General features: G+C 62.7%; 22 protein-coding genes. 9 read left to right on the top strand and 13 right to left on the bottom strand.

The window, feature by feature from the left end; genetic code table 11:
• Nucleotide 1: 1 nt before the first annotated feature.
• The 4 genes from pcaH to RIF72_RS07540 all read right to left on the bottom strand — a co-directional run bounded on the left by pcaH (nucleotide 2) and on the right by RIF72_RS07540 (nucleotide 4,750).
• On the bottom strand, nucleotides 2-874 hold the full coding sequence (gene pcaH, locus RIF72_RS07555; protein WP_309074220.1) for a protocatechuate 3,4-dioxygenase subunit beta: 873 nt from the start codon (nucleotides 872-874) through the stop codon (nucleotides 2-4).
• 40 nt (nucleotides 875-914) lie between these two features.
• The gene (locus tag RIF72_RS07550) at nucleotides 915-2,786 is read right to left on the bottom strand and encodes a TIM barrel protein (protein WP_309074219.1); all 1,872 of its coding nucleotides are present in this window, start codon (nucleotides 2,784-2,786) and stop codon (nucleotides 915-917) included.
• Nucleotides 2,786-3,694 (bottom strand): shikimate dehydrogenase, encoded by a 909-nt coding sequence (locus RIF72_RS07545; protein WP_309074218.1) that lies wholly within the window; start codon nucleotides 3,692-3,694, stop codon nucleotides 2,786-2,788. Before RIF72_RS07545 ends, RIF72_RS07550 begins: the two co-directional genes overlap by 1 nt.
• A gap of 285 nt (nucleotides 3,695-3,979) precedes the next feature.
• Nucleotides 3,980-4,750, bottom strand: a complete 771-nt coding sequence (locus RIF72_RS07540; protein WP_309074217.1) for an IclR family transcriptional regulator — start codon at nucleotides 4,748-4,750, stop codon at nucleotides 3,980-3,982.
• Nucleotides 4,751-4,955: 205 nt separating this feature from the next.
• Here RIF72_RS07540 and RIF72_RS07535 point away from each other — a divergent pair, with 205 nt between their 5' ends.
• Nucleotides 4,956-6,287, top strand: coding sequence for an MFS transporter (locus tag RIF72_RS07535; RefSeq protein WP_309074216.1), 1,332 nt, complete (start codon nucleotides 4,956-4,958; stop codon nucleotides 6,285-6,287).
• 68 nt (nucleotides 6,288-6,355) lie between these two features.
• Here the strand turns inward: RIF72_RS07535 and RIF72_RS07530 are convergent, their stop codons facing one another.
• Nucleotides 6,356-9,076: a VCBS repeat-containing protein gene (locus RIF72_RS07530; RefSeq protein ID WP_309074215.1), complete on the bottom strand. Its 2,721-nt coding sequence runs from the start codon at nucleotides 9,074-9,076 to the stop codon at nucleotides 6,356-6,358.
• Nucleotides 9,077-9,303: 227 nt separating this feature from the next.
• Here RIF72_RS07530 and RIF72_RS07525 point away from each other — a divergent pair, with 227 nt between their 5' ends.
• Nucleotides 9,304-9,540 carry a hypothetical protein gene (locus RIF72_RS07525; RefSeq protein WP_309074214.1) on the top strand — a complete coding sequence of 79 codons (237 nt, stop codon included), beginning with the start codon at nucleotides 9,304-9,306 and terminating at the stop codon, nucleotides 9,538-9,540.
• A gap of 23 nt (nucleotides 9,541-9,563) precedes the next feature.
• Here RIF72_RS07525 and RIF72_RS07520 read toward each other — a convergent pair whose 3' ends face one another.
• Together RIF72_RS07520 and RIF72_RS07515 are read right to left on the bottom strand one after the other, a co-directional pair.
• Nucleotides 9,564-9,851, bottom strand: a complete 288-nt coding sequence (locus tag RIF72_RS07520; RefSeq protein WP_309074213.1) for a MoaD/ThiS family protein — start codon at nucleotides 9,849-9,851, stop codon at nucleotides 9,564-9,566.
• Nucleotides 9,852-9,858: 7 nt separating this feature from the next.
• Nucleotides 9,859-11,007, bottom strand: a complete 1,149-nt coding sequence (locus RIF72_RS07515; RefSeq protein WP_309074212.1) for an exo-alpha-sialidase — start codon at nucleotides 11,005-11,007, stop codon at nucleotides 9,859-9,861.
• A 305-nt stretch (nucleotides 11,008-11,312) separates the two neighbouring features.
• Here RIF72_RS07515 and RIF72_RS07510 point away from each other — a divergent pair, with 305 nt between their 5' ends.
• Nucleotides 11,313-12,491: a GGDEF domain-containing protein gene (locus tag RIF72_RS07510; RefSeq protein WP_309074211.1), complete on the top strand. Its 1,179-nt coding sequence runs from the start codon at nucleotides 11,313-11,315 to the stop codon at nucleotides 12,489-12,491.
• Between the two features lie 289 nt (nucleotides 12,492-12,780).
• A complete protein-coding gene (locus RIF72_RS07505; RefSeq protein WP_309074210.1) occupies nucleotides 12,781-13,560 on the top strand; it encodes an isocitrate lyase/phosphoenolpyruvate mutase family protein in 780 nt (259 codons plus the stop codon).
• Nucleotides 13,561-13,627: 67 nt separating this feature from the next.
• Here the strand turns inward: RIF72_RS07505 and RIF72_RS07500 are convergent, their stop codons facing one another.
• Nucleotides 13,628-14,551 carry a LysR family transcriptional regulator gene (locus RIF72_RS07500; protein ID WP_309074209.1) on the bottom strand — a complete coding sequence of 308 codons (924 nt, stop codon included), beginning with the start codon at nucleotides 14,549-14,551 and terminating at the stop codon, nucleotides 13,628-13,630.
• 181 nt (nucleotides 14,552-14,732) lie between these two features.
• Here RIF72_RS07500 and RIF72_RS07495 point away from each other — a divergent pair, with 181 nt between their 5' ends.
• Nucleotides 14,733-15,077: a YgjV family protein gene (locus RIF72_RS07495; protein ID WP_309074208.1), complete on the top strand. Its 345-nt coding sequence runs from the start codon at nucleotides 14,733-14,735 to the stop codon at nucleotides 15,075-15,077.
• Nucleotides 15,078-15,136: 59 nt separating this feature from the next.
• On the opposite strand, the gene RIF72_RS07490 is transcribed toward RIF72_RS07495, so the two are convergent.
• Nucleotides 15,137-15,337 (bottom strand): hypothetical protein, encoded by a 201-nt coding sequence (locus tag RIF72_RS07490; RefSeq protein ID WP_309074207.1) that lies wholly within the window; start codon nucleotides 15,335-15,337, stop codon nucleotides 15,137-15,139.
• A 127-nt stretch (nucleotides 15,338-15,464) separates the two neighbouring features.
• On the opposite strand from RIF72_RS07490, the gene RIF72_RS07485 reads away from it, so the two are divergent.
• Nucleotides 15,465-15,971 (top strand): universal stress protein, encoded by a 507-nt coding sequence (locus tag RIF72_RS07485; RefSeq protein WP_309074206.1) that lies wholly within the window; start codon nucleotides 15,465-15,467, stop codon nucleotides 15,969-15,971.
• 369 nt (nucleotides 15,972-16,340) lie between these two features.
• Here RIF72_RS07485 and RIF72_RS07480 read toward each other — a convergent pair whose 3' ends face one another.
• From RIF72_RS07480 to RIF72_RS07465, 4 genes are read right to left on the bottom strand one after another with little or no spacing between them, the layout of a single operon-like run.
• Nucleotides 16,341-17,732, bottom strand: coding sequence for a gluconate:H+ symporter (locus RIF72_RS07480; protein WP_309074205.1), 1,392 nt, complete (start codon nucleotides 17,730-17,732; stop codon nucleotides 16,341-16,343).
• A 22-nt stretch (nucleotides 17,733-17,754) separates the two neighbouring features.
• The gene (locus RIF72_RS07475; RefSeq protein ID WP_309074204.1) at nucleotides 17,755-18,390 is read right to left on the bottom strand and encodes a bifunctional 4-hydroxy-2-oxoglutarate aldolase/2-dehydro-3-deoxy-phosphogluconate aldolase; all 636 of its coding nucleotides are present in this window, start codon (nucleotides 18,388-18,390) and stop codon (nucleotides 17,755-17,757) included.
• Nucleotides 18,380-20,038 carry a D-aminoacylase gene (locus RIF72_RS07470; RefSeq protein ID WP_309074203.1) on the bottom strand — a complete coding sequence of 553 codons (1,659 nt, stop codon included), beginning with the start codon at nucleotides 20,036-20,038 and terminating at the stop codon, nucleotides 18,380-18,382. The genes RIF72_RS07475 and RIF72_RS07470 overlap by 11 nt, the downstream gene beginning before the upstream one ends.
• A 6-nt stretch (nucleotides 20,039-20,044) precedes the next feature.
• On the bottom strand, nucleotides 20,045-21,367 hold the full coding sequence (locus tag RIF72_RS07465) for an alanine racemase (protein ID WP_309074202.1): 1,323 nt from the start codon (nucleotides 21,365-21,367) through the stop codon (nucleotides 20,045-20,047).
• 176 nt (nucleotides 21,368-21,543) lie between these two features.
• On the opposite strand from RIF72_RS07465, the gene RIF72_RS07460 reads away from it, so the two are divergent.
• The 3 genes from RIF72_RS07460 to RIF72_RS07450 are packed head-to-tail and all read left to right on the top strand — an operon-like array spanning nucleotide 21,544 to nucleotide 23,718.
• The gene (locus RIF72_RS07460; protein WP_309074201.1) at nucleotides 21,544-22,551 is read left to right on the top strand and encodes a sugar kinase; all 1,008 of its coding nucleotides are present in this window, start codon (nucleotides 21,544-21,546) and stop codon (nucleotides 22,549-22,551) included.
• A complete protein-coding gene (locus tag RIF72_RS07455) occupies nucleotides 22,511-23,317 on the top strand; it encodes an IclR family transcriptional regulator (protein WP_309074200.1) in 807 nt (268 codons plus the stop codon). The genes RIF72_RS07460 and RIF72_RS07455 overlap by 41 nt, the downstream gene beginning before the upstream one ends.
• Nucleotides 23,314-23,718 (top strand): RidA family protein, encoded by a 405-nt coding sequence (locus RIF72_RS07450; protein ID WP_024818727.1) that lies wholly within the window; start codon nucleotides 23,314-23,316, stop codon nucleotides 23,716-23,718. Before RIF72_RS07455 ends, RIF72_RS07450 begins: the two co-directional genes overlap by 4 nt.
• Nucleotides 23,719-23,827: the final 109 nt, after the last annotated feature.

The following is a 23,827-nucleotide window of genomic DNA, read 5'->3' as shown; positions in this document are numbered from 1 at the left end:
CCTACTCCTCGTCCCCGGCGTCGCCGTATGCTTCGTTTTCCGTCCAGGTCCGCTTGGAGCCCGTCAGGATGATGTCCCACTTGTAGCCGAGCGCCCACTCCGGGCTGGTCAGCTCGTGGTCGTACTGTGCCACGAGGCGGTCGCGGGCGTCCTGGTCCACGATCGACTGGTAGATGGGGTCCAGCGGGAAGAGCTGGTCGCCCGGGAAGTACATCTGGGTGACGATGCGCTGCGTGAACTCCGAGCCGAACATGGAGAAGTGGATGTGGGCCGGACGCCACGCGTTCAGGTGGTTCTTCCACGGGTACGCGCCGGGCTTGATGGTGGTGAAGCTGTACGAGCCATCGTCACCGGTAATGCAACGGCCGACGCCGGTGAAGTTCGGGTCAAGCGGTGCGGGGTGCTGATCGCGCTTGTGGATGTAGCGGCCGGAGGCATTGGCCTGCCAGATCTCCACGAGCTGGCCGGCAACCGGGCGCCCGTCGCCATCAAGGACACGGCCCGCAACGATGATGCGCTCACCTTGGGGTTCGCCGTTGTGCTGGATGGTTAGGTCGGATTCCAGCGCGTGGACATCTTGGTGACCGAACGCGGGCGAGTAGAGCTCAATGGTCTCCGGGTCCGCGTGGTGCAGGCTCTTGGTGGGGTGGCGCAGGATGCTGCTCCGGTACGGCGCGTAGTCCAGGCGTGGCATGGTTTCCGGCCCCCGGCCGTTCTTCAGGGCCTCGGCGTAGCGGTCGCTGATGCCTTTCATCTCAGCACTGAGGTCCGCTTGGGTTTCCACCTTCTTGGGGGAAACGTGCGCGGCGTGCGCCTCTGCGGGCGGCACGAGTTCCTCGGATTCGAGCGCTTGTGCGGTCTGTTCTTGCGGCACGGCCGGCTCCTTTCGATGGGTTGAATTGTTGCTTCAGGTTTTATGACGGGTGGAGCGAGTCGTATTGGACGGCGTGGCGCACGGGAGCATTGGGCGCCCCGTAGCCGTCGTAGTTGCCGCGGCGTTCCACCATTTCGAAGAACACACTGCCCACGGTGGCTGTGTAGAAGTGGAGGAATTCGCCGTTGGCATCCCGGTCGTACAGGAGGTTCAGGTCCTTGAGGGTGGCCAGGAATCCGGGTTCAAGATCGAACCGGGCGTCCAAGTCCTCGTAGTAGTTGGCCGGTATCTGCAGGAACTCGAGGCCTCGATCGCGGGCAGACCGGGCAGTGGCCACGAGGTCGTCCACAGCGAAGGCGATGTGTTCCTGGTACGTTTTGCGGGCATTTTGGGCCTGCTGGGCGGGAGCCAGGTTGAGCACCAGCCTGACGGCACCGTTGCTGGTCTCCATGACCTGCGAGCGCACCAGTCCGCTGGGGCTGGGGACCTCGGCGAACGGCTGCGGTTCAAGGGCAAGGGCGCTGGTGTAAAAGAGGACAGCTTCGTCAAAGTGCTGCCAAGGCTGGGCGAGGTTCACGTGGTCAATGACGGCGTTCTGCTGTGCTGCAGAGTGTTCCAGCCCTTCGCCGAACTCGTGGGTCCACGCGGCGGTGCCATCCGGGCTGCCCTGGCAGAGGAAAATCTCGGTGGAGTCCGGGGCGGAGATGCCTTGAAAGACCTCCTCGTCAGCTTGAACCTTTCGAGCCACTACGGGCGCCTTGAGTTGCTGGGCGCGAGCGGAGGCAATCACTGGAGAGTCGACGTCGAACCCCAAAGCGGCGATAGCCGGTTCTGCGTGCGATGCCGCCTGCTCGTTGATGATCACGCGGGCCTGGCCCATGGTCCAGAGCTGGACGTCCTTGGTGCGGTGGCGGCCCTCGAACTCGAAGCCGAGCTGGCCCAGGAGCTTCTCCAACTGCGCGGTGTCGTCAGCCTTGACCTCGGCGAAGTTGAAGCCGGCGGGTTCGTTCACCTTGGGCAGGGTGGCAAGTTCCATGGGATAACGACGCCGGGACGCGGCTGTTGATTCGTTTCCAGCTTCAGCGGAGGTGCTGGCGAGCCACTTGGCGCTCTGCTCCTCCAGCCAAATCAGGGAGCGCATGGCATCCACGGCCGTGCGTTCGGTGTCCGACTGGCGGAAGACGTCGTTGAAAACTTCAAGTGACACCGGGCCCGTGTAGCCGGCGCGGACGACGTGGCCCATGAACTTGGCGAGCTCGAACTGGCCTTCGCCCGGGAAGACGCGGTAGTGGCGGCTCCAGGACAGAACGTCCATGGAGAGCTTGGGGGCGTCGGCCACCTGGACGAAGAAGATCTTTTCGGCGTCGATCTGCTCGATCGGCGCCGTGTCCCAGTCGCGGGACAGGATGTGGAACGAGTCCAGGCAGGTGCCGAGGTTGGGGTGGTCCACCATCTCCACCAAGCGGTACGCGTGCTCATAATCGTTGACGTATTTGCCCCAGGCCAGCGCTTCGTAGGCAACCTTGACGCCGTGATCCCCGGCCAACCCGGCGAGTTCGGCCAGCTGCCCGGCCCTGAGGTCGTCGTCGTCGATGGTGGCCGTTGCGACGTTGGAGCAGACCAGGATGGTGTCCATACCCAAGCGGGACATGAGCTTGAACTTGGCCTCCGCCCGGCGGAGGTTGGCTTTGAGCAGGTCCGGGGTGACGCCGTCGAAATCCCGGAACGGCTGGTACAGATCAAGGCCCAAGCCGAGATCTGCGGCCATTTTCCGTACGTCTTCGGGGCTGAGCGGCGAGGTGACCAGGTCCTGCTCGAAGATCTCAATACCGTCAAAGCCCGCGATGGCACAGGCCTGCATCTTCTCCTTCAGCGTGCCGGACAGGCAGACCGTGGCGATTCCGGTGCGCATCAGTGTGCTGCCTTCGCGAGGGCGGGGGCGGCCGCCGCGTCTTCCACCGCGATCAGTTCCAGGAAGTGTGCGCGCATACGGTCACGGTCTGGTTCGCGTCCCGTGATGAGCTTGAAGGAGTCGGCCGCCTGACCGACTGCCATGCGGCCGCCGTCGAGGACATCGCAGCCCTTGGCGCGGGCTTCGCGCACCAGTTGCGTCTCGATGGGGCGGTAGACGATGTCCGCCACCCAGTGGCGCGGCTCCAACAGCTCCACGTCGAGAGGCAGTCCCGGGTGGGCGGCCATGCCGATCGGTGTGCAGTGCACCAGGCCGTCGGCGAGGGGCATGATCCCACCGAGTTCCGTCGGAGTGCGCGGAGTGACAGTGGCCTCAGGGAAGAGCCCGCCGAGTTCAGCGGCACGTTCCGCAGCGCGAGCTGCATCCATGTCAACGAGGTCCAGCGCGCTGACGCCGGCTTTGAGGAGCGCGTACGCGACGGCGGAACCGGCTCCGCCTGCGCCAAGCTGGACCACGCGGTCCAACTTTGCGCCGGGAAGTCCGTCCGCGAGCGCCGAGCCGAAACCCGAAAAGTCTGTGTTGTGGCCGATGAACCGGCCGTCCTGGATCAGGACCGTATTGACGGCACCCAGGCGACGGGCGTCATCGGAAATTTCGTCCAAGTGCTCCAGCACCAGCTGCTTGCAAGGGTGCGTGATGTTCAGGCCGTTGAAGCCCATGCGCTGAGCTGCGGTGAGGAGGTCCCCGACGGCGGTGGCGGGCAAGGCGAGTTCCAGCAGGTCGACGGGGCGGTACAGCAAGCGAAGGCCCTGCACATCGGCTTCGCGTTCGTGCATGGGCGGCGTCAGCGAGGGCATGACGCCTTCGCCTATGAGGCCCACCAGAACGGACTCGGCTCGGTTGCTCATCCTAAAGCTCCTTTGACTTCAGCACCGCGGGGTTCAGGCGCTTTCTGGGGGCGCCTGCTCTCCCGGGTGTTTTTTAGATTACTACAACTGTTCATATTCCGCACGCCTGTTCTTATCGCGAACAATGTGCGTTGGGGCTGCTCGTTGCGGGGCCTACTCTGCGCCCTCCGCCGCGGGCTTGGCGCGCAGAGCGGGCCTCACAGCGAAGGCGGCCGAGGTTGCAAGGCCTACTCTGCGGTGCATTCCGGGAGTTTGCCGCGCAGAGCGGGCCACGCAACGAGGAGGTCATCGCTGGGGCAGCCGGGCGGCGAGTTCAGCCGCAGCTTCCTGAAGCGTGGGCACGTGCGCGATAAGTTCCTCCATGGACATCCGAAACACCGGCACTGCGGTGGCCAGCGACGCGAAAGCGTGCCCCTGGGAGTTGAGGACCGGAACCGCGACAGCACGCATGCCGATCTCGTTTTCTTCATCCATCACGGCGTAGCCCTGACGGCGGACTTGCTCGATTTCCTCCCGGAACTTGTCACGGTCGGTGATCGAGCGGTCGGTCAAGGGATCCAGGGGAAGCTCTTCGAGGAGCCGTTTCCGCTCAATCTCATCCTCGAACGCGACGATCGCCTTGCCCACCGAAGTGGTGTGGAGCGCGCCAAGATGGCCGGGGTCGCTCGTGACGCGAAAGGTCTTGGGGCCATCCACCTTGTTCACGGTGAGGTGATGATTGCCGTCACGAACGGACAAGATCGTGGCCTCATGCGTGCTTTCGGTAACTCGCTGGAGGACCGGCAGCGCGGTGGCCGCGAAGCCATGATGATTCGAGACGCGCTGACCGAGTTGGAAGACACGCAAACCCAGGTGGTAGCGGCGCCCATCCGGCTCGTAGTCCACAAACCCATCGCGCGTCAGCGAGCCCAGCAGCCTGTAGGTGGTACTGAAGGGGAGGTTCGCACTCCTCGCCAGGTCCGCTGCACTCGCCCCGCGGGGTTCATTGCCCAGTAAAACCAACAGGCTCAAGGCCTTGCCGACCATGTCGGTCTTTGTGTCCTCTTTCACACTCATGTCTCGATGCTCTCATATAGTGAGAGCTATTTCTAGATGGTGGCGACTTCTCTTGACAAGTGACCCCACTCACAGCCAGTATTGCTGTATTGCACAAGTAGCTCTCACCATGTGGTTACTTGTGCAGGGATCGACCGGCCGCACCTCGCTTGGGTCTCCCCACAGAAGCCAGATCCGCGACATCGTCGTCACAGAAGGAACACCCATGAGCCAAACAATGCCGTCAGCGACGCCAGGCACTGAAACCACCGCCGGAACACCCAAGAAAGCCGCGCTTGCCAGCTTCCTGGGCAGCGCCGTCGAGTACTACGACTTCTTCATCTTCGGTTCTGCCGCGGCCCTGATCTTCCCCCACGTCTTCTTCCCCTCCGCGGATGCCAACGCGGCCATCATGTCCTTCGCGACCTTCGGTTTCGCCTACATCGCACGTCCTGTAGGTGCCGTGATCCTGGGCCACTTCGGTGACCGCATTGGCCGGCAGAAGGTCCTCATGTTCACGCTGATCCTGATGGGGGCCGCCACTTTCGTGATTGGCTGCCTCCCGGACTTCAAGACCATTGGCTGGTGGGCACCCATCCTGCTGGTAGTTGCCCGCCTTTGCCAAGGACTTTCCGCCGCTGGTGAGCAGGCCGGTGCTTCCTCCATGACTTTGGAGCACGCCCCGGATAACCGCCGCTCCTTCTTCACCTCATGGACCCTCACCGGCACCCAGGGTGGCCAGATCCTCGCTGCGTTGGTGTTCATTCCTGTGGTGGCACTGCCTGACGACATCAAGTACGGCATCGGTTGGCGCATTCCGTTCTGGCTCAGCGCAGTAGTTGTCTTGGTGGCCTTCTTCATCCGCCGCACCCTCCACGAGCCGCCGGCCTTCGCGGAAGCCAAGAAGAACAATGAGATCTCCAAGCTGCCTGTTGCCGATCTCCTGAGGCTGCACTGGCGCGATGTCCTCCGCGTGGTCTGCTGCGCCTTCATCGCCGCGGTGAGTACGGTCTTTGGAACATTGGCCATCAAATACGCCCAGGATGTTGCAGGCGTCAACAGCACCATCACGCTCTGGCTGGTGGTTGCAGCCAACGTTGTTGCCCTGGGAACCCAGCCGCTGTTCGGCATGCTCTCGGACAAGATCGGCCGCAAGCCAGTGTTCATCTACGGAGCGCTCTCCAGCGCCATCATGACTCCGGTGTTCCTGCTGACCCTCGAAGGTGGCAACGTGCCGCTGATGTTCCTGGTCTCCGTGGTGTTCTTCTCCTTCGGATACGCCGCCGCCAACGCCGTATGGCCGTCCTTCTACGGCGAAATGTTCAGCACCAAGGTCCGCTTCTCCGGTTTGGCAATTGGCACCCAGTTGGGCTTCCTCATGGCAGGCTTCGCACCGGCCATCGTCACAGCCTTGGGTGGCACTAAGCCCGGCGGATGGGTCCAGATCTCCATCTTCACCGCGGTGATCTGTGTGATCGCAGCTGTCTCGGCCATGACCGCCCGCGAATCAGCCAAAACTCCCACCACGGAGCTCGGCCTGCACAAGCAAGTTCACTAAGCACCCCGGCACTAAGAAAACCCTGAGCTCCTTCCCGGCAACCGGGCCTGGAGCACGGAAATCAGGAACTATCGCGGGTCCAGCACCACCGTTTGGAACGCCCCCCGGCCGGTGCCTGTGTAGAGGAATAGTGCGCCGTTGCCGGCCACGCCAACCACGGAAGGATTGCCCGTCCCGGTGAAGGCATTACCCAAGGCCGCGAAGGAACTAAACATGTTCCATCCAGCTCCCATGGCCACCCGGGCCAGGAAGCCTCCGTTGCCGTTGCCCGGGTAGAGCCAGAGCGAGCCATCTGTTCCACGGGCCATGATGTCTTCCCAGCCGTCGCCGTTGAAGTCGCCGCCCTGCATCACGGAATTGAAGATGTTCCAGCCGGTGCCGATCTGCCGCCACGGCTGAAAACCTCCAACGCCGTTACCCGGGTAGAGCCACAGGCTTCCATCGGCAGCCCGCGCCACAAGGTCCGCTTTGCCGTCACCGGAGAAATCGCCCGGTGCGAGCATCTGGGTAAACCCCTGCCACCCTGTGCCGATCTGCTTTCGGGCCAGGAACTGCCCGCGACCATCCGTCGGGTACAGCCACAACACCCCGTCGGACGTGCGCGCCACAAGGTCCGGGTGGCCATCGCCATCGAAATCGCCTGCAGTGAGGACCGAATTGAACGCACCCCAGCCCGAACCAATTTGGACTCGCGGCAGGAAAGCGCCCGAACCATTCCCGGGGTAAAGCCACAGGACGCCGTCGGTGCCGCGCGCCAGAATGTCAGCGACAGCATCGCCGTCGAAGTCTCCCGCCTCCCACACCTGGCTGAACTGGTTCCACCCGGCCCCGATGGCCAGGCGTTCGGCAAAACCTGAGCCGCTGCCCGGGTAGAGGCGCATGGTTCCTGCCGATGTCACCGTCAGGACGTCGGAGCGCGTGTCACCCGTGAAGTCTTGCCCGCCCACGATGTCGCCCACGGCATTCCAGCCACTTCCGACGGCGACACGCGGCGCGAAACCACCCCAACCATTGCCGGGGTATAGGTAAAGAGTGCCATCGCTTGCCCGTGCGAGCAGGCCGGCTCCGGCACCGCCAAAGGAACCGTCGGAGGTGATGCTGGTGAAGCCGTTCCAGCCCGAACCGATCTGCGACCATGCACGGAAGCCCCCTTGACCATCGCTGGGGTAGAGCCACAGAGTGCCATCGGGCTTGGTGGCCATGACATCGGGCCGGGCATCGCCGTCGAAGTCCCCCACGCCAATGAGGTTCGAGAAGCCCTGCCAACCGGATCCGACCTGCCGTTTCGCTAGGAAACCACCATTGCCATCACCTGGATACAGCCAGAGGACACCGTCGCTGGTGCGGGCCAGGATGTCGCCCCGGCCATCGCCATTGAAGTCCGCAATGCCCGTCATGGTGTCGAAGATGTTCCACCCCGAGCCGATCTTCCGGGGATTATCAAGCCTGTTGCCGGGCAGCCCTGCGTAGAGCATCAGGGAGCCGTCAGCCTCACGGGAGAGGACATCGGCTAGCCTATCGCCGTCGAAGTCGCCCGCCGAGAAGCGGACCTTCGCCGTGAGCTTGGGATCGGCAAAGATAGTGACCGACGCCGATGTGGTGGACACCGAATTGATGGTCACCTGGGTGCCGGTATAGGTGGTGAAAGTGCTGCCGGCCTGCCAGGCGTGGTTGCTGGCGTACCAAGGTTCCGGGAACGGCTTGGTGGACGGCATGAGGATCAGGGACGAAGCTATGGTGGCTCCGCCGCGCTGGACGATCTTGACACCCCTGTTTCCGGCCGGCCTTCCCGAGTCGTCGAGGTAACTGTCATAGCCTGCGGCCTGCCGCAACTCAAGGTAGTAGACCTCTTTGCTGATGGGATCGGTGAACTTGATGGCACGCTGTGCTTCGGTCCCGCCCCACGGTTTAAGCGTGTAGGTCTTGGCGCCCGTAGCGACGCCAACATCACGGATTTCATCACCACGGCCCAATCCTGCGTAGTCCCACAGCGGGCTGCTGATCACGGGCGAAGCGAATTGGGCTGCCCCCATGATGTCCGTGGTGTCGCCGTACTCCCGGATGTAGCAGGAAGGATCCGTGAACCGTCCGTTGCCGTCAACCCCGACGTCGGACACTCCACTGCCGCACTGCAACGCGTCCGCATGCATGAGGCCAATGACGTGCCCGAACTCGTGGCTCATCACGTTGTTCGTGAACCCGCTGATCTGCGGCAGGAGAACGCGGCCACTATAGCTTCCGCTGCTATATCCGGCTCCGAGGGCGTTTCCGGACAGAGTGGATGTAGGAATGAAAATTACCAGCGCCGTATACGGGCTCGCCGTCCACTTCAGCTCGCTGGTAATGATGGACATGATGGTGCTGTAGCTATCCGTTGACTTCGCCTTGGATTGGTGCCCGGCAACCTTGCTGTTCACTGTCATGGACAGCTTGTTGGCTGTCATCGCTTTCCAATAGTTGCTGGACGCGGCGACAGCCTGTTCAGCGCCAGTCATGGACACCGTATTGGTGTTGTCTGCCAGCTTGGCAGTGACCAGCCGCACCCGGATGTCGCCGCTTGGCCCCACAGCCGCCGGGCCGGCGTCGGGCGATGTGTTGAACGGTGTGGCGAGCTCGGGGGGTACCTCGAACGTATGCTCCGAGTGCGGGGTTCCCTCCACGAACTGGACATTGGGGTTGTCCGGCCCGGGCAACGGCACCGCCGTCGCGGGGGTTTGTACGAAAAACAGGCCGGTAGCAAACACCACCAAGCCTGTAGACAACGCGATTGTTCGCCGTAGCACACCCATTTGATCTCCCCGGGGACGGAGCTTGTGATTCCTGTGAGTCTCAAGAACCGAGATCAGGCTACAACCGGGTAGGCGGCGAGCCCGGCAGGCGGGGCTGGCCGCTTGGAAACTCAACCATCCCGGAATGCTAACGGGACCCTAACCGGGACGAAATACCGTGGCAACATTGCCGCGCCACACTGGAATAGCCGGCAAGTGCAGGCACAAGCTCCAGCCAGGAGGAAACCATGCTGAAGGTAGCCACCCCTCACACAACACGAATACGTGCTATCAGCCAACTCCACCGCGGAGACGAGATCGAAGCCCGCCTGTCCGTAGGTCCCGCTTACGATGACGTAGTGATCCGCCGCGGGTGCGTTCAGGAAACGGCGCCGGGCATCGGCGTGGTGTGGATCATGGACCACGCCTCCGGGATGCGGAAGGCAATCAATACTGACGAATGCAGTGTTTGGCGCGTCGCCTGATCCGGATTGACCCCAAACCCCTCTCAGCCGCCGGCCACGGATTGGATGATCAAAACCTCCTGGCCAGCCGCGACCTCCGTATCAAGACCTTTCACACGCCGGATCTCATCACCGTTCACGTAAATATTCACGTAGCGGCGCAGCGCCCCGGTTTCATCACGCAAACGCCTGGCCAGCACCGGGTAGTCTCCGGTTACCGTGTCCAGCAACTGTCCAACGGTCACAGCCCCGTCGGCGGACGCAGTCAGATAGGACTGTCCGCCAACGAGGGGCTGCAGGACACCAGGTAACAGGACCGTAAAGTCAGCCACCACCGGCCTACCCAAGCACCGGGGCGTCGGCTTTTTCTTCGGTGCCGGCCGGTATGCCAACCACGACGGCGGCACGCACGCACAGCACGTCCGGCAAGTGCGAGGCCACTTCAGTAAATGTCTCGCCCTCGTCAGCACTGGCATACACGGCTCCCCCGCGGGTTCCGAAGTAAACGCCAGTAGGTTCGGCGGTGTCCACGGAAGCGGCGTCCCTGAGCACGGCGTTGTATTCGTGGTCAGGGAGGCCTGTGTGCAGTTCTTTCCACGTTCCGCCGGCATCGTCGGTGCGGTGGACGCTGAGCTTGCTGTCCGGCGGGATGCGTTCGCCGTCCGCTTTCAACGGGATCACCCAGGCGGTGCCCTCGCGGCGCGGATGGGTCAGCATGACGAACCCAAAATCCGCCGGCAGCCCGTCCGCGATCGAATCCCAGTTCTCGCCGCCGTCGTCCGTGCGGTACACCCCGTGATGGTTCTGCGCATATAAACGATTCTCGACGGCGGCATCCGCCGCGATCTTGTGAACACACTGGCCGAACTCGGGATTTGGATCCGGCATGAAGTAGGCCGAAATTCCCTTGTTCCGGGGCTCCCAGGAGGCACCGCCGTCGAGCGATCTGTAAACGCCGCCCGTGCTCATGGCGATGTGGACCTTCTCGCCTGACGGATCAACCACGATGGAGTGCGCGGCCGCTCCTCCGTACCCGGCGCCCCACTCACTGCGGTGGGGGTGGTCCCAAAGTCCGCGGTTCAGCTCAAAGTGTTCGCCGCCGTCGGTTGATTTCCATACCGAAATGGGCTCACACCCGGCCCAGACCACGCCTGGTCGGGAGTCGGCGTCGGGGTATATCTGCCAAATGCGTTCCAGCGCGGCGTCTGTGCCGTTCGGAAATTTGATGGCACCCTGCTCGGGCTCGGTCCATGTGGCGCCAAGGTCGTCGGAGTGCGCCACTGTGGGACCCCAGTGCTCGGAGCGTACGCCAACCATGATTCGTGTATTGCCGTTCCGCGTGTCTATCCCGATGCTTGGAATCTCACTCATCAGGAAGTGCGGGCCGGAGAGGGACCATTCCTTGCGGTCCGGGCTGTTTGCCAGCCACAGGCCTTTCTTGGTCCCGATCGCGATGACGTAACTCTCTGCAGTAGCCATGGTCCCCATCGAACCATCAGGGCGTGTGGGTGGCAACGGTTTTCTGCCCTATGTGGATAGTCTGGTTTCCGGATAAAATCCTCCTCACGGTTACAGTGTGGCCAAACCCCGAATCGTGACGCGAAAATCGAGAAAAACTTTTTCCCGTGATGTGGCGGCCGTTGTCCACTGATTGGAAGAAACGTGCTTGACTGTGGTTCGCGGTCAAAAGGCCGCAGCAACTTACTGGGGGAATACATGTTTTGCGAGGTCAAAGAGCCATGAGACCAACAAAAGGGAATTCCGCGGTGGTCGGCCGGTAGCAGGACCACGCCATGATTGCAGCCTCCATGCAAGAGGGAACGATAGTCCTGGACCCGTTCTCCGTAAGAATGGTCCTCGCGGCCGTCATCCTAACCCTGATAGTTCTCTCCTGTGTCTCCTCCCGGCGCCTCCGGTCACCGTTCACCGATTGGTGGCGGGCGTCCCTGTGCCTTTTCTTTGCCGGAAATTGCGCCTTCCTACTCAACGGAACTTCCTTACTGGCGTGGGCCAATCCGCCCGGCAAAGCGCTAGTGGTCGCCGGAGCATTCAGCGTCTGGGCAGGAGCACGAAAACTTCGGGACCGTAAAATCAGCGCTTGGCAGCTGGCACCGGCACCCCTGATCACCTACGTTGCGTCGGTGCTGGACACAGCGGAATCCAGTCTCTGGTCCGGTGGTTTGGTCTATCTGGGCCTGACAGCGGCAGGCCTTGGCGTGTCCGCGGCAGAAATGTGGTTCGCGAAATCAACCCATACCCGGGCGACCAAGTTCCTGGCCCTCACCGCCGCACTTACCTCCCTGTACTACCTGGGCCGGGCAATCACGTTTGTGCTGGAAGGGCATGATGGGAACTTGTTCCAAACCGTCTTCGGCTATGCGCCGGCGGCCCTGGTACACCTAATTTTCCTGGTGTCGCTGTCCTTCACCATGAACGCGCTCAGCAATAACCACCTGATCAGAAAACTCAGGGAACGCGCCGAACGGGACCATCTCACCGGCCTGCTGAACAGGGGCGCCTTCCTTGGCCTGGCTGCCGATGAGCTGGCAGGCCAACGAGGTGGTGCCTTGATCCTGGCAGACCTCGACTACTTCAAAGCCGTCAACGATGAACACGGACATGCGGCCGGGGACGCCGCGTTGTGTGCCTTCGCCGAGGCCTGCACCGCTTCGGTTAGGTCAACCGACCTTGTTGGACGGTACGGCGGAGAAGAATTCATCCTGTTCCTGCCCGGGGCGACGCAACAGCGGGCCGAAGCCATCGCCTCGGAGATCAGCCATCGTCTCTCCGCAATGGAAGATCCGGATGGTTTGCCGTTTCCCACAGTCAGTTATGGCGTCACTTCCACTGGTGCTGAGGCTCCAGACCTGGATTTCATGATCAAGGTGGCAGACGCCGCGCTATATAGCGCCAAGGCCCAGGGACGTAACAGGGTTGTTGGCGCAGACCCAGCGGAAATTTCACTGCCTTAGTTTCACCGGGCCGTAGTCATGGACATACGGCGCATAGTGTCGGGCCTCACCCGTAGCCTGTTCTTATGGCCCGTTTTGCAGACTTACAGGGACTCGAAGGCTGCAACGAGATCCTCAACAACACCCGCGGTGGCCGTGCGGAGCTTGGAGAAAGTCACGAGTGAGGGTAGGGCGTTCCGTGTCCGCAAGCGCTTGGTATCGCGTTGTGTGACGTTATGCCTAGGCTGTGGGTGGCAAGTGAGAGTTCCCACCCGTGGATGACTGAGAACAACGATGATGGAGATCAACGATGACTGAAGCAAACACCAACGTACGTGCACAACAGCTGAAAGCCCTGCACGAGGCACCGGAAATCCTGAGCGTGGTTAATGTGTGGGACGCCGTCAGTGCCCGCACTGTTGCAGAACTTCCTGAAACCAAGGCCATCGCCACAGCAGGGCATTCCATTGCTGCGGCCTTTGGCTATGCCGACGGAACGATGCCGTTGGACGTCGCGCTGGATGGTGTCAAGCGAATCGTCGACGCCGTGGACCTCCCGGTCACTGCCGACTTGGACGATGGCTACGAGAACCCTGCCGAGACCATCCGCCGGGCGATTGGGATCGGCGTCGTTGGGGCGAATGTTGAAGACCGTTTGCGGCCCTTCGACGAAGCTGTTGCCCGTGTGCAGGCCATCATTTCTGCCGCCGCGGACGAAGGCGTCGAATTCCAGCTGAATGCACGCACAGACGCGATTGCCCGGGGCGGGGACCGTCCCATTAAGGACAGCATTGAGGACGCCATCACCAGGGGACGCGCCTTCCTTGACGCCGGTGCTTCGCTGGTCTTCGTGCCCGGTGCCATGACCCGTGAGGTCATCGAGCCTCTGGTTGAAGGCCTCGGCCACGGGAAGCTCTCCGTGATCGGCGCGCCCGGCGCCCTTCCGGCAGCTGAGCTTCAGGAACTTGGTGTTGCCCGCGTGTCCTATGGTCCCTTCACCCAACGGGTCGCGTTGCGTGCCCTTCGGGATCTGGCCACTGACCTTTACGGCTCCGGCGTGGTCCCTACTGATACACCTGCGCTGAACTAGTTGACGACTGTCTGGGTGCCGTCTGCCTGACCGGTCCTGCCTGTCCTGCCTTTCAAGGCGGGACAGGTCAGGCACCCGAGCGGGTGTCGAAGGCAGCCGCAGACTCCCGAAGCAGGCGGGCCACCGTGTCCAAGGGCAGGCTAGCGGCCTTTCTCCGGTCGAACCTCCGCAAGGCGATGTGCCGGGTTCCCAAGCCAGGAACATCCAGGATGTCCACCTGGTCATGGACGACGCCCGTCAGCGCCAGGGTGGGCACAATCGCAACCCCCTCACCAGCAGCGACGAGTGCCAGCGCGGTGAGTGTGTCGTGATACTGATGAACAGTCTCAATCCGTGCCCCCGTCGAGTGACGGAGGCGCCCAAGTACTGCAGTGTTGGCCGCTGATGGCTCGACTCCCAGCCATGGCAAGTGCAAGCGGCTCAGGTCAATGTTGTCCGTTCCCAGCAAGGTTCCTGCGGGAACCACAAGCTTCCATGGCTCGTCGAGCAGGGGTTCCTGGACCATTCCGGCCGCCATCGGACGCTGCTCTGCCGCCGTCGAATCCTGTTCGATCACCACAGCATCTAGCTGACGCTGCCGGAGCAACCGCATCAGGGCTGGAAAGCCGTCCTCGACGATCTGGATCTGCAACTGGGGGTATTGGCTGCGCCATTCGGGAAGTCGCGGGATTACAACGGTGCGCATGAAGCTGGTGAATCCGCCAACCCGCACCACTCCCGCGATGTTGACCTCACTTTGCATCCGGGCCCGGGCCACGTTGAGCGCCCGTTCTATTTCTTCCCCTGCCTCCGCCATGGCCAAGCCTGCAGGTGTGAGCACTGAACCTTTGGGGGTGCGGAGGAGTAGCGCCTGCCCTGCCTCGTTCTCGAGTTTGCTCAGCTGTTGCGACACTGCGGACGCCGTAATCCGCAATTCATCAGCTGCCGCAAGGACGCCTCCAGTGCGCGCGACGGCAAGGAGCACAAGCAGCCGACGCGGATCCATCTCCATGTTAAGTACTCCTAAACACCGGCTTCAGAATATTGCAATTGAACTAAATGACTTCCTCACTCAATATTGACTCAAAAGCACGATTCAGTCGCCCAATGCCGACTACCGAATCAAGCCCGCATCCCGAATCGAACGCCGCCCGTCGGCTTCATTCGGATGCCCAAATCCTGAAAGGACTCCCATGGAACTGCTGTTCGAAATTGCCGGTTGGGCCGGCGCAGTGGCGATGCTCGGCGGCTATATGGCGGTGTCCATGGGCTGGCTACAGGCGGGCAGCACCTTCCAGACCGTAAATCTCTTTGGTTCGTGCGCCTTTATCGTCAACGGCACACTACATGGAGCGTGGCCCTCCGTGGTGACGAACGTGGCGTGGTTCCTGATCTCAGCCATAGCGCTTCTCCGGATGAGGGCCAAGCAGAAGCCAGCTCAGACGGTTGCCCAGTATCAGGAGAGCCCGTCGCTGGGTCCGGACACTGCCGCCCAGGTTATTGTCACGGCCACCCGGCCAGCCGCCAGCTGCGCCTAGTTGGTTCACGGGGAACCGCCATCCCGATGAGGAAAGGCCCCGTAACTCCACGAACTCTGTCAGTCCACGAACTCCGACTGAGTCTCGATGAAGTCCCAGTCCGCCGTAGTCAGCACACCACTGACCTTGTCCGGATGAGGCCCGCCGGCCTCGGCAATGTGCTGCATCACCTGTAACGGCAGCTCTTCTGCGCGCAGGTTTTCGCGCAGCCATTCCTTGCTGTCCAAGTGCAGATCGAGCCACCACATGTAGATTTCCATCGCGGACCGCCTTCCTTCGGATGAGCCGTGAGCCCGGATTAACCGTAGGCCGCGTCAGGAACGTCTACAAGGGTTCGAGTGAGCACAAGTAGCTGTTCAAGTACGCGCTGCAGCGCAACAATAAGGTATGGCTGCGGAAGATTTCAGCGGACGGATTCCCTTGGTGGTCGGAGTGCTGCCGGATCAGCATGTGGAAGTCCTCCAGACTGCCAGGACTCTCGCCGAACAATTGGGCGTGCCGCTGGTTTGTGCGTATGTGGATGAGGCCAGCTACCTGGTGGAGTGGGACCCCTCGCGCGAGACACACCGGATGTCGCTGCATCCCGAAAAGGATGACGAGGACATCGCGGCAGTCCGTGGTGATCTTGGCAAGACCATCGCGGAGGCCATGGGCGGTGGCACGGCGGATTGGACGTTGCGCTTGCTCGCCGGGGATCCTGCCCGCGCACTGGGCCGTTTGGCCTCGGACATTGACGCTTCAATGATCATCGTAGGGACCCCCGAGCCTGGGCTGGGGCACAGGATTTCCGAAGCCCTGAACGGCTCGGTAGCAGCCTGGCTGAGTCATCACCAACGGCGTCCGGTGCTGATTGTGCCCCAAAAGAAGAGCCACCTAGCTGCCCATAAAAACTAAAGCGAAAGTACTTATTCGAGGTGGTGGCGAAGGCGTCGCACGGCACGTAGAGTAATTACTGCAGGACGGCGAGAGCCCCTGCTCAAAGACCGCTCCGGAGTGCGTATCCCCCAATAACGCACTCCGGAGCTCTTTGTTTAAGCGACGGTTTGCACCCTTCAATCGAGGGTTGCACCGCGTGCCGCCACCACCTTCTTTGACGCAAAAACGGCCCCGACACACCCTTTTCTTAGGCGTGTCGAGGCCGTTGTCATTTCAATGTGGGTGGTGACCGTACAGGCTCGCGGAGGGAAACGCACGACGCCGCCACTTGGCTTGGTTGCCGCCAGCCCACCTGGCGCCAGCCCACCTGGGTAGGGCGCCGGAAGCTCACCTCACGAACGTGTACAGCAGCGCCGCCATACCGAAGCCCACTATGGAGAGCACTGTTTCCAGCACGGTCCACGTCTTCAGGGTGTCCTTGACTGACATGTTGAAGTACTTGGAGATGATCCAGAATCCGCCGTCGTTCACGTGGCTCGCGATGATGGAACCCGAGGAGATGGCCACCACGATCAACGCGAGTTGCGGTTGCGAGTATCCCGAGGCAAGGCTTGGAGCCAGGATGCCGCCGGTGGTAACAATCGCAACGGTGGCTGAGCCCTGGGCGATGCGCATGCCTGCGCTGATCACGAATGCGGACAGGATGATGGGAAGCCCGGCCTGGGACAACGTATCCGCCACGGCCTTGCCAACTCCGGTGGCGGAAAGGACGGCACCGAAGAAGGCACCCGCACCAACAACCAGCAGGATCATGCCCACGGGACGCAATGAGGAACCCGTGATTTCGCTGAGTTCGGCGGACGTCATGCCGCGGCGGATTCCCAGGAGCCACATAGCCAGGAGCACAGCGACGGTCAGCGCGATAGCAGGGTTGCCGAAGAACTGGAGGACATCGCGGAACGTGCCTGCGGGAGCGAAGATGTTGCCGAAGGTGCCGCCGAGGATGAGGATCATGGGCAAGCCAATGGCCAGCAGGACCAGCCCGATGGACGGTTCGTGGCCCTTGGCTTCTTCAGCCTCGGGGACGATCCGGTCCTCCGGGACGGAAATCATGACGCGCTTGCCGATCCAGGTGCCCCACAGGATGCCCGAAGCGAACCATGCAGGAATACCGCAGATGAGGCCCATGAGGATGATCCAGCCGAGGTCCACGCCGAACAGTCCGGCCGCAGCAACGGGGCCGGGATGCGGTGGAAGGAACGCATGCGTCACTGAGAGGCCTGCCAACAACGGCAGCGCGTATAGAGCCAGCGACTTGCCGCCACGGATTGCGGCAACGTAAACCAGCGGTGCCAAGACAAAAATGCCGATGTCGAAGAATACGGGGATACCCAGCACGAAGCCGGTGATACCCATGGCCAGCGGGGTGCCCTTTTCACCGAAGATCTTCACCAGTCTTCCGAGCAGCACCTCAGCACCGCCGGAGCGCTCAAGAATGGCACCGAGAACGGTACCGAGGCCGATGATCACCGTGATGTGGCCAAGGATGCCGGCGAAGCCCTTCTCAATGAGGGCGTCGCTGCTTTTGGTGGCCGAACCGACCAGGGCCTCCACGGAAATCCCGCCCACCAGAGCCACGATCACGCCGGTTCCCACCAAGGCGATGAACGGTTCGAGCTTGACCTTGATGATCAGGAACAGCAGGAGGGCGATGCCGGCACCTGCCAGGAGGAGCAGGCCGGCGGTGTCGTGCCGCAGCCATTCAAGGAATTCAGTCATGACGAGTCTTTCTGGGTAAGTCCTACTTGAGGGTGCCGGTGAAGGCTGCGGCACGTGCCGCGATGTCTGCCCAGTCACCTGCAGCAACGGCTGCGGGCGGGACCACGCTGGTGCCGCAGCAGACTGCGGCAGCACCGGCGTCGAGGTAGCTCTTGGCGTTCGAGGCGTCGATGCCTCCCGAAGGCAGCAAGCGGATGCCCGGGTACGGGCCCTGCAGGTCCTTCAAATACGCCGGGCCGAGCTGGCGGGCGGGAAAGATCTTGACGGCAGCCGAGCCCAGTTCCAAGGCCTGTGCCACCTCCGTGGGGGTCATGGCACCGAGGCTGAACGGGATCCCGGCGGCGACTGCAACGGCCGCCACCTCGGGGCGGAGGCCGGGCGTCACCAGGAACTGCGCGCCGGCGTCGATCGCTGCACGGGCTTGGTCAGCAGTCAGCACGGTGCCGATTCCGACGACGGCACCATGCTCCGCCGCGGTCTCCGCTGCGCGCTGCACGTGCTTGAGCACATCCGGGGTGGTGAATGTCAGTTCGACGCTGCGGATGCCGCCGTCGGACAGTGCCCGGCAAAGATCCGCGGCGTCCGTGATGGACGGGGCGCGAACCACAGCCAAGGTGCGGTCGGCTTCGAGCTGCTGGAGGAATTGTTCAGGAGTCATGCTGTCCTTCTCTGGTGAGGCCGCCGCTGCTGCGACGAAGGGCACGGCCGGCGCGGGCACCGGTGGGCTGACCGCGGTCGATCGCTGCCGTGCCGTTGACGAAGACGTACTGGATGCCGCTGGCGGCCTGGCGTGGGTTCTCGAAAGTGGCTTCGTCGCGGACGGTTTCCGGATCGAAAAGCACGACGTCGGCTGCGAACCCTTCGCGGACCAGGCCCCTGTTGTGGAGCTTGAGCCGTGCGGCGGGCCGGCCCGTGAGGTGATGGACCATATCCTCGAGGCTCAAGAGTCCGAGGTCCCGCGAGTAGTGGCCGAGGTAGCGCGGGAACGTGCCCCAGGCTCGTGGGTGTGGCTTGGCGCCGACCAGGAGTCCGTCGCTGCCGCCGGTGTGAGTGCGGTGCTTCATGATGGCTTGGACATTTTCCTCGTGGCCCACGTGCTGGAGGATGCCGGTACCGAGGTGGTCTTCCGTGAGGATCTGCGCGAAGACGTCGAACGGCTCTTGGCTGGTCTCTGAAGCGATGTCCCTGATGGTCCGGCCGACGTAGCCGGCGAGCGCCGGGTTCTGGACGCCGCTGATTTCCAAGGTGTCCCACTCGGCCACCACGCCGTGGCAGCCGTCGGAGCCGTAGATCTCCACCGCTTCCCGGATGCGTGCGCGGGTACTGGGATCGGCCAAGCGCGCGAGGGTGGCCTCTGTCCCGCCCGAGGACGCCCAGCTCGGCAGGATCGCGCTCAGCGTGGTGGCACCGGGAAGATACGGGTAGGTGTCGAGGGTGATGTCCACGCCGTGGTCCAGGGCTTCGTCGATCAGGTCGAGGAGTTCCCCTGCGCGGCCCTTGTTTTCCGCGAAATTCATGGTGGCGTGGGACAGGTGGAGTGCGCAGCCGGTGTCGCGGCTCAGCCCGATCATCTCGGCGTAGGCACCCAGTGCGCCTTTGCCGTAGGAGCGATGGTGCGGCGCGTAAAAACCGCCGAGCTCGCCCACAGTTCGGCAGAGCCCAGCCAGTTCCTCGGTCTGGGCATACATGCCGGGCGTGTAGGTAAGGCCCGAGGACATTCCCACCGCACCTTCCGCCATCGCCGTGCGAATGATGTCCTGCATCTGCCCCTGCTGTTCCGGCGTGGGGTCACCTTCGGCGAAGCCCATAACCAGGGCCCGGACGGTTCCTTGGGGAACAAGGTAGGCGGCGTTGGTAGCGATGCGGCCACCATTTTCTTCCGCGTCGAGCCGGTCGAGGTACTCCCGCACGGTCCGCCAGTTCCAGTCAAAGTCGGCAGGATTATCGTTCCAGCCGGCGATCTTCTCGCGGACACCTGCGAGCGTGGCCTCGTCCACGGGCGCGTAGGACAAGCCATCCTGGCCCAGCAGTTCGGTAGTGACACCTTGGCTCAGCTTGGCGTAGTGGTCCCTGTTCACCAGGAGCTGCAGGTCCGAGTGTGCGTGCATGTCGATGAAACCCGGGCTCAGGACCAGGCCGTTGGCATCGATGACGCGGTCCGCACCGCTGTCGGTGAGGGAACCGGCGTCGAGCGTTCCGGCGTCGACGACGGCGGCAATCACCGCACCGTCCAGCAGGACGTCCGCACGGCGCCGGTCTGTTCCTGTTCCATCCACCAAGGTGGCATTGCTGATGATGGTCTTCATGCTGTCCTAGAAGAAGGTATGGATGAGGTCGACGATGGTCTGGTTGCCTGGGCTTTCGGCTGATCCGCTGTCCGCGAGCACCGGAATGACGGTCCACTTGTCGAATGCGGTGCATGGGTGGGAGAGGCCCAGCCGGACGACATCGCCGGGACGGACAGTGGTGGTGGACGCTTCGTAGCTCATGAAGCTGTGTTGATCGTTGACCGAGGTGATCTTGGCGTCAAGCAGTGGCTCCATTGCCCCACCCAGGACAGGTCCGATGAACTGCGGTTCGGGCAGGCCTTCGTCGAACGGGAGGTCGCGTTTCCCGGCGTCAAGGATGGCGAGGCCGGGTTCAGTCTGCGAAACAACCCGCGCCCAGCCGTACAGGCCGGCTTTGAAGGGCTGATCACCCTCGCGGGAAAACGGTGAGATTCCGCGGTAGAAACCGTCGTCGTGGATGATGTAGGCGCCGCTGCGGATCATGAGGTCCACGGCAGGTCCCCCAAGTTCGGCACCGGTGCTGATGGTAGGTGCGAGGACGGTCACGACGTCGTCAAAGTAGGCGCTGCCACCGGCGGTAATGATCACTTTGCTGGAACCGTACAGGTCTGCGGCGAGCAGTTCCTCGTGAAGCAGCCGCATCTTGGCTAGATAGCCGCGAACGGCGGCCAATCCGGCGTCGTCCGCTGTGTGCGCGAGTGAGCCTTCATAGCCGCTGACGCCCACCAAACGCAGGTTTGGTGACTCGGAGATAGCGCGGGCAATCTCCATGGCAGCCTCCACAGAGCGGGCACCGGTCCGGCCGCCGTGCGCGCCGAGCTCCACCAGGACATCCAGCACAGCCTCACTACCGGCGAGTGTTCGGTTGATGACTTCAACGGTCCCCAGGGAGTCCATCCAGGAAAGGATGGGCGCGTCCGGCGTAGCAACGCGGGCAACCCACTGAATGGCGTGCGGATCCGTGAGGCTGTTGGCGAGCTGCAGGTTCCTTACTCCGAACTCACGAGCCACGCGGAGCTGTGCGAAATTGGCCAGGGTAATGCCCCAGGCGCCGCGGTTGAGCTGGTCGGTCCAGAGCTGCGGGGACATGGTGGTCTTGCCGTGCGGGGCGAGCAGGACGCCGCGTTCCCTGCACCAGTCGGCCAGCCGGTCGGCATTGGCACGGAGGGCGCGGGCGTCGAGGGTGAGCAGCGGCGTCTGGAGGTCAGCGAGCGTGTGCTTGGCGGCGAGGAAGTCCGCGTGTGTGGTGCCATTTGCGGATGCGGGCACAGCTTTATGGCGCCAGTCGAGACGGCGGTCAGCCAGGCCTGCCACGGCGGATGCCGAGATGGCTTCGGAAGTGTTCACGCGTTTCGTTCCCTTCGCTGTGCTGCGTTCTTGAAGCTGCGTTGTGGGGTTGCTGGGTGATTCTGGTGCGTTGCGTATTTTGCAACGCTGGTTGCAAACCTGCTGGTGATATGTCTAACATGGTGGCGGATCGAGAGTCAAGGCCGCTGAGAAGCGCACGAACTAGTGGGAGAACGATGCTTTCAGCTGTATGCGTGGGCGAAACCATGGCCATGCTTACCCCTGTCCACGCCGTCCCCCTGCACCTGGCAACGGAACTCCACTTCGGGATCGGCGGCGCGGAATCCAACGTCGCCATGGGCTTGGCAGCCATGGGCCTGGACACACACTGGGTCAGCCGGGTAGGCCACGACGGCTTCGGCACCCGGATCCTGCACGAGCTTCGGGATCACGGCGTGGGAATCACCGGCGTGGAAGTGGACGCATCCTTGCCTACGGGCCTGTACGTCAAGGTCCCGGCCCAGGATTCGGACCCCGACGGCGGCAGTTCGGTGTTGTACTACCGGCAAGGATCCGCGGCGTCAGCCATGGGACGGGACACGCTTTCCAATCCCGCAGTTTCCTCCTTGCTTGAGAACGCTGCACTCATCCACCTGAGTGGAATCACCGCTGCCCTCTCCCCCGAGTGTCTTTCACTGTTGGAAGCAATCCTCACCGCACCTCGCAATGGCCGGATCATCAGCTTCGACGTCAACTGGCGTGAAGCTCTCTGGGCAGGCCAGGACAGGTCCGTCCTGCAGCGGCTGGCGAACCTCTCCGATGTGGTCCTCGTTGGAAAAGACGAAGCCGAACACGCCTTCGGCACCACCGACGAAGTAGAACTTCGCCGCATGATGCCGGACCCGAAGGTGCTGGTTATCAAGAACGAGGCGATCAGCGCCATCTCTTTGGACCGGACCGGCACCCGGGAAGAGGTGCCCGCACTGTCTGTCGCCGTCGTCGAGCCTGTTGGCGCGGGTGACTCGTTCGCCGCCGGTTACCTCAGCGGCATGCTGTTCGGTCTGGGCCAGAAGGAGAGCCTCCGCCGCGGGCATGTTGCAGCTGCGTGCACCCTGACCGTGCACGGCGATCGGGGTCCGCTGCCCAACGCCGCCGAGCTGGCGGCCATTCTCGATTCTTCGGATGACGCGTGGGCTGCTATCCATGTTGAAGACGGACAATTCAACACCAGAACCGGAGCGTGACATCGTGAGCCAGAGCCTCATGCGAGCCATCGACCTGCTCGGCGAGCTCGCCGCAAAGCCAGCAACCCTGGACGAGCTCGCGTCCAAGGCCGCCGTGCACAAGACCACCGTGATGCGGCTCCTGCACGCCATGGAAGAAAAGCGCTTCGTAGTTCGGGACGAAGACCAGCGCTTCATGCTCGGCTCCAAGCTTTTTGAACTGTCATCGCTGGCTTTGGAACAGCGGGACATCCGCAAGGTGGCGCACCCGCACCTGGCCGAATTCAACGGCCGAACCGGGCACACTGTGCACCTTGCCGCATTTGAAGGGAATGAGGTGGTGTACATCGACAAGTTCGAGTCGCACCACCCCGTCCGCATGTACTCGCGCATCGGCCTGACTGCATCGCTGCACTCGGCCGCTGTGTCCAAAGTCCTCCTCTCCGACATGCCGCGCAGCCGGCAGGAAAAAATCGCCGCGGGGCTGGACTACGTGAAAGTTACCGAGAACACCCTGACCTCGCCGGAGGCCTTGCTGGCCGAACTCGAGCAGGTCAAGGAACAGGGCTGGGCCCACGACAACGCTGAGCACGAAGCCTTCGTGCATTGCATCGCGGCCCCCATCCGCGACGCCAGCGGCGCCGTTGTTGCCGCAGCCTCTTGTTCGGTACCGGTAGTGATGCTCAGCTATGAAGGCTTGCTTGAGCTGCTGCCCGACCTCAAAGCCAGCACCGAGGCCATCTCCAACGACCTCGGCTGGATCAGCCACGAAAGGAACTCAGCATGAGTGAAAAGACCGTAGTACTGACCGAAAACGCACCCGCCCCTGCGCACGTATTCTCGCAGGGCATCAAGAAGGGCGGCATGTTCCAGGTCTCCGGCCAGGGCCCCATGGACCCCGCCACCAACCAGTACATCGGTGAGGGCGATGTCCGAGTCCAGACGCGTCGCACCCTGGAGAACGTCAAGGCCATCCTCGAAGCCGGTGGATCCTCCGTCGAAGACGTCCTCATGTTCCGCGTCTACCTGACCACCCGCGATGACTTCGCCGCCATGAATGAGGTTTACGGCGAGTTCATCCGCGAGAACGTGCCCAGCGGTCTGCTGCCGAGCCGCACCACCGTGTTCGTGGACTTGCCGCACGAGGTCATGCTTGTGGAGATCGATGCCCTGGCGGTCACTGCCTAACGCTCTCTCACATCCCTACAGCTTCACGCGGACGCTCTCTCACATCCCTGAAGCACGCGACGGCGGCACTCACCTTGAGTCCCGCCGTCGAGCTTTTATGGGTGGCTGG

It is taken from the genome of Paenarthrobacter sp. (genome assembly GCF_031180005.1).
GTDB lineage: Bacteria > Actinomycetota > Actinomycetes > Actinomycetales > Micrococcaceae > Arthrobacter.
Note: the sequence above shows the minus strand (reverse complement) of the source record. Positions and strands in the feature narration are given on the sequence as shown.

What these genes read in the sequence shown, in the direction of transcription:
- RIF72_RS07550 (WP_309074219.1), bottom strand. Translation starts at nt 2,786, where the DNA reads ATGCGCACCGGAATCGCCACGGTCTGCCTGTCCGGCACGCTGAAGGAG.
- RIF72_RS07545 (WP_309074218.1), bottom strand. Translation starts at nt 3,694, where the DNA reads ATGAGCAACCGAGCCGAGTCCGTTCTGGTGGGCCTCATAGGCGAAGGC.
- RIF72_RS07540 (WP_309074217.1), bottom strand. Translation starts at nt 4,750, where the DNA reads ATGAGTGTGAAAGAGGACACAAAGACCGACATGGTCGGCAAGGCCTTG.
- RIF72_RS07535 (WP_309074216.1), top strand. Translation starts at nt 4,956, where the DNA reads ATGAGCCAAACAATGCCGTCAGCGACGCCAGGCACTGAAACCACCGCC.
- RIF72_RS07530 (WP_309074215.1), bottom strand. Translation starts at nt 9,076, where the DNA reads ATGGGTGTGCTACGGCGAACAATCGCGTTGTCTACAGGCTTGGTGGTG.
- RIF72_RS07525 (WP_309074214.1), top strand. Translation starts at nt 9,304, where the DNA reads ATGCTGAAGGTAGCCACCCCTCACACAACACGAATACGTGCTATCAGC.
- RIF72_RS07515 (WP_309074212.1), bottom strand. Translation starts at nt 11,007, where the DNA reads ATGGGGACCATGGCTACTGCAGAGAGTTACGTCATCGCGATCGGGACC.
- RIF72_RS07510 (WP_309074211.1), top strand. Translation starts at nt 11,313, where the DNA reads ATGATTGCAGCCTCCATGCAAGAGGGAACGATAGTCCTGGACCCGTTC.
- RIF72_RS07505 (WP_309074210.1), top strand. Translation starts at nt 12,781, where the DNA reads ATGACTGAAGCAAACACCAACGTACGTGCACAACAGCTGAAAGCCCTG.
- RIF72_RS07500 (WP_309074209.1), bottom strand. Translation starts at nt 14,551, where the DNA reads ATGGAGATGGATCCGCGTCGGCTGCTTGTGCTCCTTGCCGTCGCGCGC.
- RIF72_RS07495 (WP_309074208.1), top strand. Translation starts at nt 14,733, where the DNA reads ATGGAACTGCTGTTCGAAATTGCCGGTTGGGCCGGCGCAGTGGCGATG.
- RIF72_RS07490 (WP_309074207.1), bottom strand. Translation starts at nt 15,337, where the DNA reads ATGGAAATCTACATGTGGTGGCTCGATCTGCACTTGGACAGCAAGGAA.
- RIF72_RS07485 (WP_309074206.1), top strand. Translation starts at nt 15,465, where the DNA reads ATGGCTGCGGAAGATTTCAGCGGACGGATTCCCTTGGTGGTCGGAGTG.
- RIF72_RS07480 (WP_309074205.1), bottom strand. Translation starts at nt 17,732, where the DNA reads ATGACTGAATTCCTTGAATGGCTGCGGCACGACACCGCCGGCCTGCTC.
- RIF72_RS07475 (WP_309074204.1), bottom strand. Translation starts at nt 18,390, where the DNA reads ATGACTCCTGAACAATTCCTCCAGCAGCTCGAAGCCGACCGCACCTTG.
- RIF72_RS07470 (WP_309074203.1), bottom strand. Translation starts at nt 20,038, where the DNA reads ATGAAGACCATCATCAGCAATGCCACCTTGGTGGATGGAACAGGAACA.
- RIF72_RS07460 (WP_309074201.1), top strand. Translation starts at nt 21,544, where the DNA reads ATGCTTTCAGCTGTATGCGTGGGCGAAACCATGGCCATGCTTACCCCT.
- RIF72_RS07455 (WP_309074200.1), top strand. Translation starts at nt 22,511, where the DNA reads ATGTTGAAGACGGACAATTCAACACCAGAACCGGAGCGTGACATCGTG.
- RIF72_RS07450 (WP_024818727.1), top strand. Translation starts at nt 23,314, where the DNA reads ATGAGTGAAAAGACCGTAGTACTGACCGAAAACGCACCCGCCCCTGCG.